Raw genomic sequence first — 16,771 nt, forward strand, 5'->3', positions numbered from 1 at the left:
GGCCAGGCCGCCCTCGTAGGCGTCACGGCCCTGAGCACCGAGGTCCGCGCCCTGGAGCGCGGCGCCGTCGGCGACCGCGTCCAGGCGCTGGCGGGTGAGCTGGGCGGCGCTGGCGTCGACGACGACCGCGACAAGGAGCAGGATCACCGCGGCGAAGCCGGCCACCAGCGGGGTGGTGGAGCCGCGGGTTGCCGAGGCACCGGTCGCCGGGTGGCTGGTCGTGGGGTGGCCGGTCGTGGGGCGGCCGGTCGTGGGGTGGCTGGTCATGGGGCGCCGGCGGACTCGCGGTAGCGGCCGATCGGCACGCTCTCCGCCGCGCTCAGCCGGAAGGTCGGCGCCCCCGAGCCGAGCACGTCCGGCAGCAGCGGGAGGGTGACCGCGCTGTCGATCCGGACGGTGATCACCGAGGTCCCCCGGTGGCAGCTCCCCGGGTACGGCGTGCAGGTGATCCGCACCCGCAGCGGCACGTCCGCGAGGCCCTGGTCGGCGAGGACCCGGCGGGCGACCTGCTCGGCGCGCGCCTGGCCGGTGCGGTCGTCGGGAGCCAGCGCGTACGCACGCGCCGCGGCTCGGGTCGCCCCGCTGACCCCGAAGGAGCCGCGCTGCACCTCGAACACCGCCAGCACGATCCACAGCAGCGGGAGCAGCAGGACCAGGCTGAGCCAGACCAGCTCGACCAGGCCGCTCCCCCGCTGGTCCCTCCCGACCCGGCTCACTACCTGGCTCACTGCCCGGCTCACGGCGGCGCCGCCTCGAAGACCTCGGACACTGCGCGGCCGGTCACGGCGAGCTCGACACCGGGTCCGCCGAGGCCGAGCGCCGGGACCACGGCGCGGACGGTGATCTCCACCCCCGGCGCCCCGTCGACGAGGACTCGGCGGGCGGTGACGTCGCGGGCGTAGCGGCCCGAGAGCGAGGTCGCGACGACCTCGCGGGTCCGGGCGACGCCGTCGGCCGGGTCGCGGTCGGCGGTCGCCGCGAGCCGGGCTCCCTCGGACGCGGCGGCGGCGAGCGTCGTACGGACGTGGAGGACGAGGGCGACCTGGACGATCCCGAGCACCACCGGCAGCAGCACGAGCGTGACCAGGGTCAGGTCGACCAGGGCGGTACCGCGCTGGCTCCCCGCGCGACCGAGCCGGGCCTTCCGGCCGAGCCGGGTCACTTCACCGAGTCGAGCGCGGACTGGAGCAGGCCGACCAGGCGCGGCTCGGCGATCCCCCACAGCGCCACGCCAATGGAGACGGTCATCAAGGTCACCAGGACCCAGCCCGGTACGTCGCCGCGCTGGTCGGCGCGGCGGTGGCGCGGTGGGCGGCGGAGGTGGATCATCGGTGGTTCCTCTCGGTTCAGTGACTCAGGGTCAGGCCGACGAAGCCCGGCCAGAAGGCGAAGACGACGGTCGTCGGCAGCACCAGCAGCACGACCGGTACAAGCATCGCGATCTCCTTGCGGGCGGCCTGCTCGATCAGCGCGCGGCGTCCGGCTTCGCGGACGTCGGCGGCTTGGGCGTGGAGGACGTCGGCGAGGGGCGTCCCGCGCTCGACCGCGACCGCGATGCCGTGGGCGAACCGGGCGACCACGCCGAGGCCACTAGCGGCGGCGAGCCGGTCGAAGGCATCGGCGACGGGTTCGCCGGTGCGGATCCGGGCGAGCACCTCGCCCAGCTCGCGGGAGAGCTCGCCCCGGCTGCGGCGCACGACGCGGTCGAGCGCGGCGACGGGTGACTCGCCGGCGGCGACGCTGAGCGCGAGGAGCTCGGCCACAGTGGGGAACTCGGCGAGCATCGCGGCTTCGCGACGCCGTACCTGGGTCGTCAGCCGTTGGTCGCGCAGCAGGACCCCGCAGCCGAACGCTCCCACGCAGGCCAGCAGCAGCGGCAGCGGCGCGCTCGCGGTGGGCCGCTCCCAGGAGCGGAGCAGCGCGAGCGCCACCGCGAGGGCGAACCCGGCCAGTCCCCAGAGCACCTGCTGGGTACGGAACTCGCGCACGGTGAGGTCGAGGCCGGCCCGGTCGAGCCGCCGGCGTACCGAAGCCGCACCGCCGACCACCCGGTCGACCAGGTCGCCGAGCCCCACGAGGACGCCGAGACCCACGCCCGGGCCACGGCCGGTCGCGGTCCGCGCCGGCGTCGCCGCGGTGGCGGCGGGCAGGAGGTCGCGGACGTAGGGCAGGACCCGCGCCTCGAGCGGCGGCCGGCGGATCGCGGCCACGCGGACGACGACGAGGAGCAGGCCGAGCGCCGTACCGAGTCCGACGAGGCCGCCGGCGAGTGCGGCGCTCATCGCAGGATCCGCCGTTCGGCGGGCAGTCGGCCGAGCCGGATCATCAGCCGGTAGGCGGCCACGCACAGCGCCGCACCGGCCGCCAGGACGACGACCCCGCCGGCCGACTGGTAGCGCGCGAGCACGGTCGGCTGGGTCGACATCACCAGCAGCACCAGCCACGGCGCGGCGACCGCGACCCGGGCGCCGTTGACCGCCCACGACTGGCGCGCCTCGAGCTCCGAGCGGGTGCGCAGGTCGTCGCGCAGGTAGCCGGACAGGTTGCGCAGCAGCCGGCCGAGGTCACCGCCTCCGACCTCCCGCGCGATCCGCAGCCCCTCGACCACGCGGTCGCCGACGGGATCGGCCAGCCGCTCCCCCAGCCGGTCGAGGCAGTCACCGAACCGGCCGGAGACCTGGTAGTCGAGCGCGAACGCCGCGAACGCCGGCCGCAGCGGGCCCGGGCCGCGTATCTCGAGCGCGGCGACGGCGTCGGGCAGCGACATCCCCGCCCGTACGGCGGAAGCGAGGTCGTCGACCGCCTCGGGCCACACCTCCGCGAGCTCACGCTGCCGGCGCCGCGCCCGACCTTGCGCGAGGGCGAGCGGGAGGTAGCCGGCGAGCGCACCGAGCACCACCGCGATCGGCAGCACGTGGGTGAGCCCCAGTGCGAGCACGGCACCGACCAGCCCGCTGGTCAGGCACAGGGCGACGAGGCCGCGGTCGACGTGCTTTGGCGGCGACGGCGACACTGTGGCGTCAACGGGCGCACGCTGGGTGAACGCCCGGGCGATCAGCAGGCAGCCGAGCCCGAACCCCAGACCGACGAGCGCACCCATGTCGTCACCGGGCCTCGCGCAGCAGCCGGACGACGTCGACCCCGGCCCGCTCGTACCGCTCGATCCGCGGCGGCAGGCCGATCCCCCGGCGCAGCACGCCCTCGCGCCACTCGAAGATCGTCTCGGTCTCGATCACGTCGCCCTCCATCCGTCCGGGCACCGCGACGACCTCGCTCACCCGGCGTACGCCCGAGGGATCGAGGGCGAGGTGCACGACGAGGTCGACCGACGCCGCCACCGTCGGTACGACGAACCGCGCCGAGATGTTCTCGCCCGCCAGCAGCGGCAGCGTGCAGGCCTTGGTCAGCGCCTCGCGGGCACTGTTGGCGTGGAGCGTGCACATGCCCGGCACCCCGGCGTTGAGCGCGATCAGCAGGTCGAGGCACTCCTCGGCGCGCACCTCGCCGACGATGATCCGGCTGGGCCGCATCCGCAGCGACTCCTTGACCAGGTCGCGCAGACGCACCTCGCCGGTGCCCTCGAGACCCTCCTGGCGGGTCTGGAGCGCGACCCAGTCGGGGTGCGGGAAGCGGATCTCGAAGACCTCCTCGGCCGAGATCACCCGCTCCCCACCGGGGATCGCGGCCGCCAGGCAGTTGAGCAGGGTGGTCTTGCCGGCCTGGGTGCCGCCGGTGACCAGGATGTTGAGCCCGGCCCGCACCGACGCCTCCAGGAACCGCGCCGCCTCGGGCGTCAACGTCCCGAGCTCGACCAGCTCGGCCAGCCGCGCCGCCCGGACCACGAACTTGCGGACGTTGACCGCCGAGAACCCCCGCGCGATCCCGTGGAGCACCACGTGCAGCCGATGACCGTCTGGCAGCACCGCGTCGACGAACGGCCGGCTCAGGTCGACCCGCCGCCCGGTCGACTTGAGCATCCGCTCGACCAGCTCACCCACCTGGGCCTCGGTGAGCACCACGTTGGTCAGCTCGTGCCGCCCCGCCCTGGCCACGAACACCCGGTCGGGCGCGTTGATCCACAGCTCCTCGACCGTCGGGTCGTCGAGATAGCGCTGCAGCGGCCCGAACCCCGCCACCCGCGCCATCAGCTCGGTGAGCACCGCCTCGTGGTCGCCGACGGGTGGCACCACACCGGTCAGGCTGCGCTCGTCGTGGTCGCGGACGAGGGCGACCGCGAGGCGCCGTACGGCGGCGGGATCGCGCTGCGGGTCGATCGCCTCACGCCGTACGGCGGCGCGGAGGTGGTCGTCGAGACGCGCGACGAGGTCGTCGGACACGACGGGTGGCTGGAGCAGCGCCATGACGACTCCCCGAGATAGGACGGCTGGCTGACCAGCAACCTAGGTCGGGGTCTGCGGGCTCCGGAAGGGCTGTTCGCAAACTGCGGATAACTCGTGGCCCGGCTCGCTCACCAGGGCCTACGCTCGCGACCGTGACCGCAGACGGGCAGGTGCATCCCGAGCACGTCGAGATCGACCTGGCCGGGTTCTCCGACGTGACCGAGCTGCTCGGTCCCCGAGCCGAGTACAACCCGCGGACCTACCTGAGCATCATGCTCAAGCCCTCGATGATGGCGCTGGCCCTGACGTTCGCCTTCCCGAGGTTCGTCGAGCACCGCGGAGCAGTCCTCCTCGAGAGCGCATACGACGAGGAGGCCGTGGAGGCCTGGTTCCAACAGCTCGACGGCGACGCCGTCGCCGTCGAGCTGGTCATGAACCACATCCACCTCTGGGACGTCTTCGCGCCGAGCACCGCCTTCGAGGCCGAGACGGAGCTCTTGTTGGCCCCGTTGGCGACGTCGTGGGGTGCGGCGCTGCGAGCAGCCTTCCCGACGCGGACGTTCCGGGTGCTCACCGATCCTGACGGTGACTACGGTCCTGAGCTGACGTTCCACTCGCTCACCGCTGAGGCCAGCGGCTCCGGCTGAGGCCGCGCCCAGAGCCTCTAGGCGCCGAGCCCCGCGTACGCCACCGCGACCGCCGCCCCGAGCCGCGCGTTGTTCCGCACCAGCGCGATGTTGGTCTCCAGCGAAGCCCCGTCGGACAGCTCCACGATCCGCCCCAGCAGGTACGGCGTGATGTCCTTGCCGCGGATCCCCCGCTCGTCCGCGTCGGCCAGCGCCTGTCGGATGGTGGCCTCGATCTCGGGCTGGGGGATCTCGTCGGCGGCGGGGACGGGGTTGGCGATGGAGACGGCGCCCTCGAGGCCGAGGGACCACTTGGCGTGCATCATGGCGGCGAGGTCGGCGGGTGAGTCGAGGCGCATGGGGGCGGCGAAGCCGCTGGAGCGGGAGAAGAACGACGGGAACTCGTCGGCGCCGTGGACGACGACGGGGACGCCGAGGGTCTCGAGGACCTCGAGGGTGCGGCCGATGTCAAGGAGGGACTTCACGCCGGCGCTGACGATGGCGACGTCGGTGCGGCTCATCTCGGTGAGGTCGGCGGAGACGTCCATCGAGGTCTCGCCGCCGCGGTGGACGCCGCCGAGGCCGCCGGTGACGAAGACGCGGATGCCGGCGAGGGCCGCGAGGCGCATGGTGGCGGCGACGGTGGTGGCGCCGTGGGCGCGGCGGGCGGCGACGTAGCCGATGTCGCGGATGCTGACCTTGGCGACGGACTCGTCGGAGGCGAGGACGTCGAGCTCGTCGGCGGACAGGCCGATGCGCGGGACCCCGTCGAGGATGGCGATGGTGGCGGGGGTGGCGCCGTGGTCGCGGACGATCTGCTCGACCTCGCGGGCCATCTCGACGTTGCGCGGGTAGGGCATGCCGTGGCTGATGATCGTCGACTCGAGGGCCACGACCGGGCCGCCGGACTCGAGGGCCGTGCGGACCTCGGGGGCGACGGACAGGACGGGGTTGATGCTGGTCACGAGGGGGTCTCCGTTCGGGCGGTGCGGATGGCCGCGGCGTCGAGGTCGGGGCGGACGTTGTCGGGGTGGGCGACGGTGAGGGCGGCGGCGACGTGGCCGAGGTCGGCCGCATCGACGGGGGTGTCGCCGCCGCTGCGGGCGTCGACGTAGGCGGCGGTCATGGCGTCACCGGCGCCGGTGACGTCGACGACGTCAGCCGGGCGCGAGGCGAGGAGGGTGACCTCGCCGTCGTCGCTGAGCAGGCTGCCGCGCTTGCCGCGCCGCACCCACACCCGGCGTACGCCGCGCTCGTGGAGGGCCGCCGCGGCGCGGGTGATCGCGGGCCGGTTGTCGGCGACGGGGGCGCCGGCGAAGGCGCCGAGCTCGGCGATGTTGGGGGTGACGGTGTCGACCGCGACGCCGTCGAGGAGCGGCGCGAGGCGCGCGGCCTTGGCGACGCTGACCGGGTCGAGCAGCACCGGTACGCCGTGCTGGGCGCAGGTCTGCAGCGCCCACCGCACGACGTCGGCGGGGATGTTGCCGTCGATCACGACGAAGTCGGCGCGGGCGAGGACGTCGCGCCCGCGGCCGATCTGCTCGACGGTCAGGGAGTCGGTCGCGCGCATGTCGGAGGCGCCGACGAGGAGCTCGCCGTCGCGGTCGAGCGTGGCGAGGTAGGTGCCGGTCGCGAGCGCGCCGCGGACGACGTGGTCGACGTACACGCCGGCGTCGGCGGTGTGCGCGATCAGCTCGCGACCGAACACGTCGTCGCCGACCGCCGCGATCAACGAGGTACGACGACCGAGCCGCGCCAGCCCCTCGGCGATGTTGCGGCCGACCCCTCCGGGCGAGGTGTGGATCGTCGCCGGGTTGCTGGTGTGCAGCCCGGCGGCCGCGACGGTGCGGGCCTTGATGTCCATCACCGCGCCGCCGAGCACGACGACGTGCGGCTCGTCGCGCACGATGTAGCCGCGGCCCGCGATGGCGCCCTTGCGGGTGAGGGACGAGAGCGCCATCGCGACCGAGGCGCGGGTGCTGCCGAGCCGTTCCGCGATGGCCTGCGCGTCGAGGAGGGGCTGCGTCCGCAGCAGCTCCACGATCTGGCGCTCGCGGGGTGTCAGCGTGGTCATGTTGAGAACAATAAGTACGACTTACAAAGATAAGCAAGCACGGCCGGACCAGACCGGGACGTAACGCAGGTCACATCCGGGTCGTTGCGAGGTCAGTCCAGCAGGAGGCCCCCGTGTCCGACTCGTCCCTTCCGCAGCGCGCCCTGTCCCGGCGCACCCTCATCGCCGGCGCCATCGGAGGCGGTGCGGCGCTCGCCCTCGCCTCGTGGCCCGACGCGGTCGCCGCGGGCGCGCCGTTCGTGCACGGCGTCGCGTCCGGCGATCCCCTGCCCGGCGGCATCGTGCTGTGGACCCGGGTCACGCCGTCGGTCGAGGCAGCGCCGGGCTCCGGCGTCGGCCCGGACGTCGACGTCACGTGGGAGATCGCGCGCGACGCCGGCTTCAGCCTCGTCGTCCAGCAGGGCAGCGCCGTCGCCTCCGCCGAGCGCGACCACACCGTGCACGTCGACGTCAGCGGGCTGCAGCCCGCGACGGCGTACTTCTACCGGTTCACCGCACTGGGCGCGACCTCCCGCACCGGCCGCACCCGTACGGCGGCCGCGCCCGGCTCGTCGGCGCCGGTGCGGTTCGGCGTGGTCTCGTGCGCCAACTACGACTGGGGCTACTTCGTCCCCTACAAGTTCCTCGCCCAGCGCACGGACCTGCACGCGATCCTGCACCTCGGTGACTACGTCTACGAGTACGCCCCGGGCGGCGTCCTCGGCGGCTACCCCAAGAACCCGCGCAACGCCGACCCGCTCCACGAGTGCACGACGCTGGCCGACTACCGCGTGCGGCACGGCTGCTACAAGCTCGAGCCGAACCTCCAGGACCTGCACGCCGCGCACCCCATGGTCGCGGTGTGGGACGACCACGAGATCGCCAACGACACCTGGCAGAACGGCGCGGAGAACCACGATCCCGCCACCGAGGGCGACTGGGCGACCCGGGCCACCGCGGGACGCCGCGCGTTCCTCGAGTGGCTGCCGATCCGGCACACCGACCCCGACGACTGGCAGCGGATCAACCGCCGCCTCGCGTTCGGCGACCAGGTCGACCTCTGGATGCTCGACGAGCGCCGGTTCCGCACCCAGCCGCCCAAGAGCGCCCTCCTCGGGTACGTCGCCCTGGGCTCGTCGTCCAGCGACCCCGACGCGTCGATGATCGGCGACGACCAGGAGCACTGGCTGGTCCAGGGCCTGGCCGCCAGCACCGCGCGCTGGAAGGTGCTCGGCAACCAGGTGCCGTTCTTCCCGCAGGTGCTGCTCCCCCAGCTCCCCGGCCAGATCACCGACCTGCTCGGCCCGGCGCTGTCGAAGAAGCTGGAGGAGCCGCTGCTGCAGCTCTACGTCGAGGACTGGAACGGCTTCCTCGCCCAGCGCCAGCGCCTCGTCGACGGCATGGCCGGCATCGAGGACGTCGTGATCCTCACCGGCGACGTGCACCAGAGCTTCGCCAGCGAGATCCCGGCCCGCCCCAACCGCTACCTGCTCGACCGCAGGTCCGTCGCCGTCGAGTACGTCACGCCGGGCGTGGCCTCGCCGTCGCTGCAGACGATGGTCAACCAGGTCGCGCCCGGGGTCGGCAACCTGCTCGACACCGTCCTCAACACCAACGCGGCGCTCGCGAACCCGTGGATCCGCTGGTCCGAGGGCTTCCGGACCGGCTGCCTCGTCGTGGAGTTCGCCAGTGACCGGGTGCAGGCGGACTGGTTCCTCGTCGACAAGGGCACCGACCCGAACAGCCCGATCCGGTGGGCGGCCTCGCGTCAGACGAAGGCCGGGACGCGGCGGGTGACCGCGGCGGCGCGGGCGCTCACCTGACCCTGGTCCCGTCAGGCCGGCTGGACCGCGGCGACGCGACCGTCGTCGACCTGCCAGCGCTGGTCGAGGCGCACGTTGTCGAGCAGCCTGCGGTCGTGGGTGACCAGCAGCAGCGCGCCGTCGTAGGAGTCGAGGGCCTCCTCGAGCTGCTCGATCGCCGGCAGGTCGAGGTGGTTGGTGGGCTCGTCGAGGACGAGGAGGTTGACCCCGCGGGCCTGCAGGAGCGCCATCGCCGCACGGGTCCGCTCGCCGGGCGAGAGCCGGCCGACGAGGCTCGTGACCTGGTCGGCCTTGAGCCCGAACTTCGCCAGCAGTGTGCGTACGTCGGCCGGCGCGAGGTCCGGCATGGCCGTCTCGAACGCCGTCCCGAGGGGCAGGTCGTCGTCGAGTCCGGTGCGTGCCTGGTCGATCTCGCCGACCGCGACCGACGCGCCCATGGCGGCCCGGCCCGTGTCCGGACCCAGCCGGCCCAGGAGGAGCCGCAGCAGCGTCGTCTTGCCCGCGCCGTTGGGCCCGACGATGCCGATCCGGTCGCCGGCGCTGACCTGGAGCGACACCGGGCCGAAGGCGAAGGAGCCGAGCTGTGCGGTGGCCTCGTCGAGGGTGGCGACCACGGAGCTCGACCGCGGCGCGGCGGCGATCGAGAAGCGCAGCTCCCACTCCTTGCGCGGCTCCTCGACCTCCTCCAGGCGCGCGATCCGCGACTCCATCTGGCGGACCTTCTGGGCCTGCTTCTCCGACGACTCCGACTGCGCCCGGCGCCGGACCTTGTCGTTGTCGGGCGACTTCCGCATCGCGTTGCGCACGCCCTGGGAGCTCCACTCCCGCTGGACCCGGGCGCGCCGGACCAGGTCGGCCTTCTTGTCCGCGAACTCCTCGTAGGCCTCCCGCGCGTGGCGCCGCGCGATGGCCCGCTCCTCGAGGAACGCGTCGTAGCCGCCGTCGTACACGGCGACCTGGTGCTGGGCGAGGTCGAGCTCGACGACGCGCGTCACCACCCGGGAGAGGAACTCGCGGTCGTGGGAGACCAGGACGACGCCCGCGCGGAGTCCCCGCACGAAGTCCTCGAGGCGGTCGAGCCCGGCGAGGTCGAGGTCGTTGGTCGGCTCGTCGAGGAGCACCAGGTCGAAGCGGCTCAGCATCAGCACCGCCAGCGCGGTGCGCGCGGCCTGACCGCCGGACAGCGAGGTCATCAGGGCTTCGGGACCGACCTCCAGCCCGAGGTCCGCCAGCATCGGCGGGATCCGCTCGTCGAGATCGGGCGCGCCACTGGCCAGCCAGTGGTCGAGGCTGTGGGCGTAGGCGTCCGCGGTCCTGGGATCCTCGCCGGTGCCCAGCTCCGCCGCGGCCTGCTCCATCGCCTCGGTCGCGGCCGTGGCGCCCGTGCGGCGGGCGACGTACTGGCCGACGCTCTCCCCCGCGATGCGTTCGTGCTCCTGCGGGAGCCAGCCGACGAAGGCGTCGGAGGGCGCGGTCGAGACGACGCCGTCGAGCGGCGCCAGGTCACCGGCGAGGATCCGCAGCAGGGTGGTCTTGCCGGCGCCGTTGGCGCCGACCACCCCCACCACGTCGCCCGGCGCGACCGTCAGGTCGAGGGACTCGAAGAGGGTGCGGTGAGCGTGGCCCCCGGCAAGGTCCTTGGTGACGAGGGTCGCGCTCATGAGGACGATCGTAGTGGCCCTCCCCGCAGCTCTCCGCCGCGCTCAGCGCGCCTCGCGGGCCGCCGCCTGGCGGCGCAGCTCGGTGCGGGCGAGGGCGTTCTTGTGCACCTCGTCGGGGCCGTCGGCGAAGCGCAGGGTGCGGATGCCGGCGTACATGTTGGCGAGCGGGAGGTCCTGCGAGAGACCGCCGGCGCCGTGCAGCTGGATCGCCTTGTCGAGGATCCACTGGACGGTCTCGGGGGTGGCGATCTTGATCGCCTGGATCTCGGTGTGCGCGCCCTTGTTGCCGACGGTGTCCATCAGCCACGCGGTCTTGAGCACGAGCAGGCGCAGCTGCTCCAGGCGCACCCGCGACTCCGCGATCCAGCCCCGGACGACGCCCTGGTCGGCAAGCGGCTTGCCGAAAGCGACCCGCGCGTCGGCCCGCTCGCACATCATCTCGATGGCGCGCTCGGCGATGCCGATCGACCGCATGCAGTGGTGGATCCGGCCGGGACCGAGGCGGGCCTGGGCGATGCCGAAGCCGCCCCCCTCCTCGCCGATCAGGTTGCTGACCGGGATCCGGACGTCGGTGAACCGCAGCTCGGCGTGGCCGCCGTGCTCGTGGTCGTCGTACCCGTAGACCTCCATGCCGCGCACGACCTCGAGCCCCGGGGTGTCGCGCGGGACGAGGACCATCGACTGCTGGCGGTGCCGCTCGGCGGCCGGGTCGGTCTTGCCCATGACGATGAAGATCGTGCAGTTGGGGTTCATCGCGCCGGTGATCCACCACTTGCGGCCGTTGAGGACGTACTCGTCGCCGTCGCGCACGATCGACATCTCGATGTTGGTCGCGTCGGAGGACGCCACGTCGGGCTCGGTCATCGCGAACGCCGAGCGGATCTCGCCGGCGAGCAGGGGCTCGAGCCACTGCGCCTTCTGCTCCGGGGTGCCGAACTGCGAGAGCACCTCCATGTTGCCGGTGTCGGGGGCGGCGCAGTTCATCGCGGCCGGGGCCAGGTGGATGCTGCGGCCCGAGATCTCGGCCATCACGGCGTACTGGAGGTTGGTCAGGCCGGCGCCCTCCGCGCCCGGGTGGAAGAGGTTCCACAGGCCGCGGCGGCGCGCCTCGGCGCGCAGCTCGACCATGACGGGCGTCGAGTCCCAGGCCCAGCGGTCGTCGAGCGCGGCGAGCTGGTCGTGGAAGACCGCCTCGGCCGGGTGCACGTGGGAGTCCATGAAGTCGAGCAGCGTGGCCCGGAGCTCCTCGGTACGGGCGTCGAATCCGAAGTCCATCAGTCGTTCTCCTTCAGTGCGGCCAGGCCGGCATCGAGCAGGGGGTGGATGGCCTCGCCGATCCCGGCGAAGCCCTCGCCGACGGTCTGGCCGGCGAGGAAGCGGTAGTGGATGCCTTCGAGGATCGCGGCGAGCTTGAACGCCGCGAGGCCGCGGTACCAGCCGAAGCGGGACAGGTCGCGGTCGCTGCCGGCGGCGTACCGGGCGACGATCTCGTCCTCGCCCAGGAAGCCCGGCGCCTCGGAGGCGTCGGCGACGGCCTCGCCGATCTCGGTGGCGAGCTGGTGGTAGGTCAGCATCAGTGCGAGGTCGGTGAGGGGATCGCCGAGCGTGGCCATCTCCCAGTCCAGGACGGCGGTCGCGCGGTCGCGCCCGTCGGTGCTGTCGACGAGCACGTTGTCGAGGCGGTAGTCGCCGTGCACGATCCCGGTCGGCGACTCGGGCGGCACGCTCGCGGCGAGCCGGCGGTGCAGCTCGTCGGCGGCCGGCAGGTCCCGCGTGTACGACGCGTCGAGCTGCTTGCGCCAGCGTCCGACCTGGCGCCCGAGGAAGCCCTCGGGGCGGCCGAAGTCGCCGAGCCCGACGTCCGCCGGGTCGACCGCGTGGAGCGCGAGCAGGGTGTCGACGAGACGCTCGGAGATGCCGCGGGTGCGCTCCGCGCCGAGAGGCTCGAGCTCGAAGGCGCGGCGGTAGGGCACGCCGGCGCAGCGCTCCATGACGTAGAAGTCCGCGCCGATCACCTCGGGGTCGGAGCAGAACGCGAACGTGCGCGGCACCGGGACGCCCGTGTCCTGCAGCGCCGACATCACGCGGTACTCGCGGCCCATGTCGTGCGCGGTAGCCAGCACGTGACCCAGCGGCGGGCGGCGCACGATCCAGTCCTGGGTGCCGTCGGAGACGACGAAGGTCAGGTTGGACTTGCCGCCCGCGACGAGCTCGGCGCTCAGCTGTGCGCCGGCGCCGAGCACCTCGGCGGACAGCCAGGCGCCGAGGCGGTCGAGGTCGAGGCCCGGCGGGTTCACTCGACACCTCCGGTGAGGGTGACGCCGCCGTCGACGACGAGGGTCTGGCCGGTCATCCAGGCGGCATCGCCGGAGAGCAGGAAGGACACGACGCTGCCGATGTCGTCGGGCTCGCCGAGCCGCTTGAGGGGGTACTGCGCGGAGACCTCGGCCTCGCGACCCTCGTAGAGCGCCGTGGCGAACTTGGTCTTGACCACGGCCGGGGCGACCGCGTTGACGCGGACGCCGGGGCCGAGCTCGACGGCCAGGAGCTCGGTGATGGAGATGAGCATGGCCTTGCTGGCGCCGTAGATCCCGATGCCGGGCGCCGGCTTGACCCCTGCCACCGAGGAGACGTTGACGATCGCGCCGCCGTGCTCCTTGGTCCAGGCGGCGTGCACCTCCTGGGCCCAGGCCAGGGCGGCGATGCAGTTGACCTCGACGACCTTGCGGGCGACGTCGAGGTCGAGCTCGATCATCGGGCCGGAGGTGGGGTTGATGCCGGTGTTGTTGACGAGGAGGTCGGCACTGCCGAAGGTCGCGATCGCCTGGCGCACCGTGTCCGCGCGGTGCGCGGCGTCGTCGGCCTTGCCGGCCACGCCGAGCGCGTGCGCGGGGCCGCCGAGCGTCGCGACGGCCTCGTCCAGCGCCTCCTGGCCGCGCCCGGTGATGACCACCCGCGCGCCGTCGGCGACGAGCCGCTCGGCGATCGCGAGTCCGATCCCCCGGCTCGCGCCGGTGACGATCGCCGTCCTGCCCTCGAATCTGGTGCTCACCGTCTGCCTCACTCCGTCAAGTGGTTACTAAGCGCTTGCTTAGCGCGCTAGCCTCTACTCTGCACGCGGGCACCGCGCCCCGTCAAGAACCCGAGGAGGGACGCCGATGACCGGCTCGTCGCGTGCCGAGGCCACCCGGGCCCGGCTGCTCGAGGCCGCCGTCACGGCCTTCTCCGAGAAGGGCTTCCACGGCACCACCACCCGCGACATCGCGGGCGCGGCGGGGATGAGCCCGGCGGCGGTCTACGTGCACCACAAGTCCAAGGAGGAGCTGCTCTTCCTCATCTCGCGCGAGGGCCACCAGTCCGCGCTCGACATCATCCGCGCGGCCCGCGCCACCACGGCCGACCCGGTCGCGCAGCTGGCGGCCGTGGCCCGCGCGTTCGCGGAGTTCCACGCCCACCACCACACGGTCGCGCGGATCCTCAACTACGAGCTCGCCGCGCTCAGCGAGGAGCACCGGGCGAGCATCGACGAGCTGCGCACCGGCATCGACCAGGAGCTGCGCACCCTGGTGCGCGACGGTGTCGCGGCCGGCGTCTTCGACGCCCCCGACCCGGCCCTGGCCGCGACGGCGCTCGCCTCGATGGGCGTCGACATCGCGCGGTGGTACCGCGAGGACGGCGAGTGGACCCCGACCCAGATCGGCGACTACTACGCCGATCTCGCGCTGCGCCTGGTGGGCGCGGCGGGCTGAGGCCCCGGGCGCCGGCTACTTCCAGGCGATGCTGGCGATGACCTGCTCGCGCAGCCGGTCGGCATCCGGGAGGTCGACCGGGGTCTCCACCTGGAGGGTCCACTGGCGGCCGTCGTGGATGCCGCCGATCCACGAGGAGCGCAGCTCGGCGTTGCTGCCCTCGGCGGCCCAGACCTCGACCCCGGCCACGACGCGGTTGTCGGTACGGCGCGGGGGCGGGTCGTACTTGGAGACCTGGAGGAACGCCTCGGCGTCCGCCTCGAGGTCGGTCTGCACCGCGCTGATGTCGCTGAGCGTGATCGTCACGGGCAGGCCGCTGTCGCTCACGTAGGTCGCCGAGACCGTCAGGGCGCCCGCCGGCGGCTTGAGCCACCGCGGTCCCTCGGTCAGGTGCAGGCTCAGCGCGGCGACCTCGAGCACCTCGCCGGTGGCGGGCTCGACGGTGGCCGAGGGCGTACCGGTGCTGCCGGAGGTGGCCGTCGACGCCGCGGTCGGCGTCCCGCTGGGGCCGTCACCCCCGGCCTTGCCCGGCTCGTCGTCGCACGCCGCGAGAGCCGCGACCAGCGCACCGGCGGCGAGGGCCGCGAGCGCGGCACGAGGGACCCGAGACGACATCCGACCCATCCTTCCGGGGGCAGTGGAGCGGCCACCCTAGCAACGGAGGACGACGGGCCGGTTTCACCGCGGACCGGGGTGGGTAGTCGGCCGATGGCCCTCCCCTCTCGGATCCGAAGGACATACGCACCATGTTCGCTGAACTCGGCACACGGCTCGCCGGCGCTCTCTCGATCGGCGACCTCAAACCCGACGGTGCCCCCGCCCAGGGCCTCGACCTGGTCGAGGAGCAGATCCAGCTCGTCCTGACCGCCCTCGACGAGGGCATCACCGACCTGGAGACCAACAAGTTCCCCGTCGACGGCTTCATCCGCGCCGCGTCCTTCGGGATGGGCACCGAGGCCACGCGGCTGTCGTACCACCACACCCGCGCCCACGGCGTCGTGGTCGACACGCTCAAGGGCATGAAGGCCGACCTGGAGAAGTTCCACGCCGCCGTCCTCGACGCCCAGGCGCTGATCACCCGTACCGACGAGCAGGCCCAGGCGGACCTGACCCAGATCGTGGCCCGGACCGAGAACATCGACCTGGGCCAGCAGGGCCACGTCGACGCCCAGAACGACCACACCAACGACCTGCCCAGCAACGAGACCCCCGCGGGCACCGACGACGAGACCGGAGAGGACCCCTCATGACCGGGCAGCACATCGCGGAGCTCAAGCACGTCACGACGGGGATCGACGAGGGCGCGATGGACGACGTCGCCACCTCCCGCAGTGCGTGGAACAACAACGCGACCGCGTTCGAGAAGATCGCCGGCGCGCTCACCCAGGCCGCGCCCAAGATCCTCGAGGGCTTCGGGGCCGGCTCCACGATCGGCACCGACGCCCACGACGCCTTCGTCCAGGCGGCCACCCGGATCGGCGAGCGCCAGACCGACCTCGCGGACGCCCAGGACGTGCTGCTCAAGGTGCTCCCGGCCATGCAGGCGGCCCGGACCGCGGCCGCCGGCGCCCCCAGCACCTCCCCCGGCAGCCCGCCGCCCTTCCCGACGCCGACCGGCACCGACGACGCGGCCGAGATCCAGGCGCTCAAGAAGCACGCGCGCCAGATGGAGACCTACAACAACCAGGTCAGCGCGTACGCCGGGGCCGACGAGGACGCCCGGGTCAAGCTCGAGAACCTCCGGGCCCGCTACCGCGAGGCCGGCGACGTCTTCCAGCGCATCCACGGCGAGCCCGAGGAGCGCACCCCCAACAAGCCCGGGCGAGCCGACCCGGGCGCCGGCGGCGGGGTCCCGCCGATCGGGCGGCCGGGCACGCCGTACGTGCCGCCGCCGCTGCACCCGACCATCCCGGTCACGCCGCCGCCGATCATCGAGCACCCGCCGCCCACGATCGAGCACCCGCCGGTCCCGCCGGTCGGCCCGGTCCACCCGCCCGAGGTCCCGACCGGCTTCCCGCCGGTCGACCCCGGTGGTCCGCACGTGCCCGGAGGCCCGGGCGGCGGCGGCGGCGTCGGACCCGCGGTCCTCGGCGGCGCGGTCGGCGCCGGCGTCTTCGGCGGGCCGGGCCTGGTCAACGGCCTGCGCGGCCTGCTCAACGGCCGCGGCCTGAGCGGCTCGGGCGGCACCATCGGTGGCACCACCCGCACCGGCGGCCCGGGCTCGCTGACCCGCGGCGGCGTGGGCGCCGGTACCGGCACCGGCACGCCCGGCAGCCAGGTCAACCGGGCCGCCGGCCGCGGCGCGGGCGGCGGCCGGGGCGGTGGCGCCGCGGGCGGGGCCGGCGGCCGCGGCAACCAGGGCGCCCGGGGCCGGTCCGGAGCCGCCGGTGCGGCCGCCGGGGGCCGGCGCGGCGAGCGCAAGCGCGACGACGAGAAGGGTCAGGAGCGCGACCTGTTCGACGACGGCCAGGACTGGCTGGACGACGAGGGAGCCGCGCCCGGCGTACTCGACTGAGCCG

The 16,771-nt window shown here is 73.7% G+C and carries 18 protein-coding genes and 1 pseudogene; 5 read left to right on the forward strand and 14 right to left on the reverse strand.

Annotation, left to right across the window (positions count from 1 at the left end; all coding sequences use genetic code 11):
* Positions 1 to 57 precede the first annotated feature (57 nt).
* The 7 genes and pseudogenes from CCO04_RS28855 to CCO04_RS22740 form a co-directional block, all read right to left on the reverse strand.
* Positions 58 to 267, reverse strand: a pseudogene (locus CCO04_RS28855) (pilus assembly protein TadG-related protein); the annotation flags it as partial.
* Positions 264 to 740, reverse strand: a complete 477-nt coding sequence (locus CCO04_RS22715; RefSeq protein WP_215816436.1) for a hypothetical protein — start codon at positions 738 to 740, stop codon at positions 264 to 266. The pseudogene CCO04_RS28855 and the gene CCO04_RS22715, both read right to left, overlap by 4 nt.
* Complete coding sequence (locus CCO04_RS22720; protein WP_215816437.1) at positions 737 to 1,162, reverse strand: TadE/TadG family type IV pilus assembly protein; 426 nt, start codon at positions 1,160 to 1,162, stop codon at positions 737 to 739. The genes CCO04_RS22715 and CCO04_RS22720 overlap by 4 nt, the downstream gene beginning before the upstream one ends.
* Entirely contained in the window at positions 1,159 to 1,329 is a 171-nt protein-coding gene (locus CCO04_RS22725) for a hypothetical protein (RefSeq protein WP_215816438.1), read from the reverse strand. The genes CCO04_RS22720 and CCO04_RS22725 overlap by 4 nt, the downstream gene beginning before the upstream one ends.
* Before the next feature lie 17 nt (positions 1,330 to 1,346).
* Positions 1,347 to 2,282 (reverse strand): type II secretion system F family protein, encoded by a 936-nt coding sequence (locus tag CCO04_RS22730; protein WP_215816439.1) that lies wholly within the window; start codon positions 2,280 to 2,282, stop codon positions 1,347 to 1,349.
* Positions 2,279 to 3,100 (reverse strand): type II secretion system F family protein, encoded by an 822-nt coding sequence (locus CCO04_RS22735; RefSeq protein WP_215816440.1) that lies wholly within the window; start codon positions 3,098 to 3,100, stop codon positions 2,279 to 2,281. The genes CCO04_RS22730 and CCO04_RS22735 overlap by 4 nt, the downstream gene beginning before the upstream one ends.
* 4 nt (positions 3,101 to 3,104) lie before the next feature.
* Positions 3,105 to 4,361 (reverse strand): CpaF family protein, encoded by a 1,257-nt coding sequence (locus CCO04_RS22740; protein WP_215816441.1) that lies wholly within the window; start codon positions 4,359 to 4,361, stop codon positions 3,105 to 3,107.
* 131 nt (positions 4,362 to 4,492) lie between these two features.
* On the opposite strand from CCO04_RS22740, the gene CCO04_RS22745 reads away from it, so the two are divergent.
* The gene (locus tag CCO04_RS22745; RefSeq protein ID WP_215816442.1) at positions 4,493 to 4,987 is read left to right on the forward strand and encodes a hypothetical protein; all 495 of its coding nucleotides are present in this window, start codon (positions 4,493 to 4,495) and stop codon (positions 4,985 to 4,987) included.
* 17 nt (positions 4,988 to 5,004) lie between these two features.
* Here CCO04_RS22745 and CCO04_RS22750 read toward each other — a convergent pair whose 3' ends face one another.
* Together CCO04_RS22750 and CCO04_RS22755 are read right to left on the reverse strand one after the other, a co-directional pair.
* Complete coding sequence (locus CCO04_RS22750) at positions 5,005 to 5,931, reverse strand: pseudouridine-5'-phosphate glycosidase (protein ID WP_215816443.1); 927 nt, start codon at positions 5,929 to 5,931, stop codon at positions 5,005 to 5,007.
* Positions 5,928 to 7,040 carry a PfkB family carbohydrate kinase gene (locus CCO04_RS22755; protein WP_215816444.1) on the reverse strand — a complete coding sequence of 371 codons (1,113 nt, stop codon included), beginning with the start codon at positions 7,038 to 7,040 and terminating at the stop codon, positions 5,928 to 5,930. The genes CCO04_RS22750 and CCO04_RS22755 overlap by 4 nt, the downstream gene beginning before the upstream one ends.
* A gap of 113 nt (positions 7,041 to 7,153) precedes the next feature.
* On the opposite strand from CCO04_RS22755, the gene CCO04_RS22760 reads away from it, so the two are divergent.
* Positions 7,154 to 8,842, forward strand: a complete 1,689-nt coding sequence (locus CCO04_RS22760) for an alkaline phosphatase (RefSeq protein ID WP_215816445.1) — start codon at positions 7,154 to 7,156, stop codon at positions 8,840 to 8,842.
* A gap of 11 nt (positions 8,843 to 8,853) precedes the next feature.
* Here the strand turns inward: CCO04_RS22760 and CCO04_RS22765 are convergent, their stop codons facing one another.
* Genes CCO04_RS22765 through CCO04_RS22780 form a run of 4 tightly spaced genes read right to left on the reverse strand, consistent with a single transcriptional unit; the run spans position 8,854 to position 13,555 of the window.
* Positions 8,854 to 10,503, reverse strand: coding sequence for an ABC-F family ATP-binding cassette domain-containing protein (locus CCO04_RS22765; protein WP_215816446.1), 1,650 nt, complete (start codon positions 10,501 to 10,503; stop codon positions 8,854 to 8,856).
* A 42-nt stretch (positions 10,504 to 10,545) separates the two neighbouring features.
* Positions 10,546 to 11,778, reverse strand: coding sequence for an acyl-CoA dehydrogenase family protein (locus tag CCO04_RS22770; RefSeq protein ID WP_215816447.1), 1,233 nt, complete (start codon positions 11,776 to 11,778; stop codon positions 10,546 to 10,548).
* Positions 11,778 to 12,800 (reverse strand): phosphotransferase family protein, encoded by a 1,023-nt coding sequence (locus CCO04_RS22775; protein ID WP_215816448.1) that lies wholly within the window; start codon positions 12,798 to 12,800, stop codon positions 11,778 to 11,780. Before CCO04_RS22775 ends, CCO04_RS22770 begins: the two co-directional genes overlap by 1 nt.
* On the reverse strand, positions 12,797 to 13,555 hold the full coding sequence (locus CCO04_RS22780) for an SDR family oxidoreductase (protein WP_308281463.1): 759 nt from the start codon (positions 13,553 to 13,555) through the stop codon (positions 12,797 to 12,799). Before CCO04_RS22780 ends, CCO04_RS22775 begins: the two co-directional genes overlap by 4 nt.
* Before the next feature lie 106 nt (positions 13,556 to 13,661).
* On the opposite strand from CCO04_RS22780, the gene CCO04_RS22785 reads away from it, so the two are divergent.
* Positions 13,662 to 14,252, forward strand: a complete 591-nt coding sequence (locus CCO04_RS22785; protein ID WP_215816450.1) for a TetR/AcrR family transcriptional regulator — start codon at positions 13,662 to 13,664, stop codon at positions 14,250 to 14,252.
* Positions 14,253 to 14,267: 15 nt separating this feature from the next.
* Here CCO04_RS22785 and CCO04_RS22790 read toward each other — a convergent pair whose 3' ends face one another.
* Positions 14,268 to 14,867, reverse strand: a complete 600-nt coding sequence (locus CCO04_RS22790) for a hypothetical protein (RefSeq protein WP_215816451.1) — start codon at positions 14,865 to 14,867, stop codon at positions 14,268 to 14,270.
* Positions 14,868 to 14,998: 131 nt separating this feature from the next.
* Between CCO04_RS22790 and CCO04_RS22795 the strand changes: the two genes are divergently transcribed.
* Both CCO04_RS22795 and CCO04_RS22800 read left to right on the forward strand, forming a co-directional pair.
* Positions 14,999 to 15,502, forward strand: a complete 504-nt coding sequence (locus tag CCO04_RS22795; protein ID WP_215816452.1) for a hypothetical protein — start codon at positions 14,999 to 15,001, stop codon at positions 15,500 to 15,502.
* The gene (locus CCO04_RS22800) at positions 15,499 to 16,767 is read left to right on the forward strand and encodes a hypothetical protein (protein ID WP_215816453.1); all 1,269 of its coding nucleotides are present in this window, start codon (positions 15,499 to 15,501) and stop codon (positions 16,765 to 16,767) included. The genes CCO04_RS22795 and CCO04_RS22800 overlap by 4 nt, the downstream gene beginning before the upstream one ends.
* The last annotated feature ends 4 nt before the right edge of the window (positions 16,768 to 16,771 follow it).

The organism is Pimelobacter sp. 30-1 (assembly GCF_018831735.1).
Taxonomy (GTDB): domain Bacteria; phylum Actinomycetota; class Actinomycetes; order Propionibacteriales; family Nocardioidaceae; genus Nocardioides.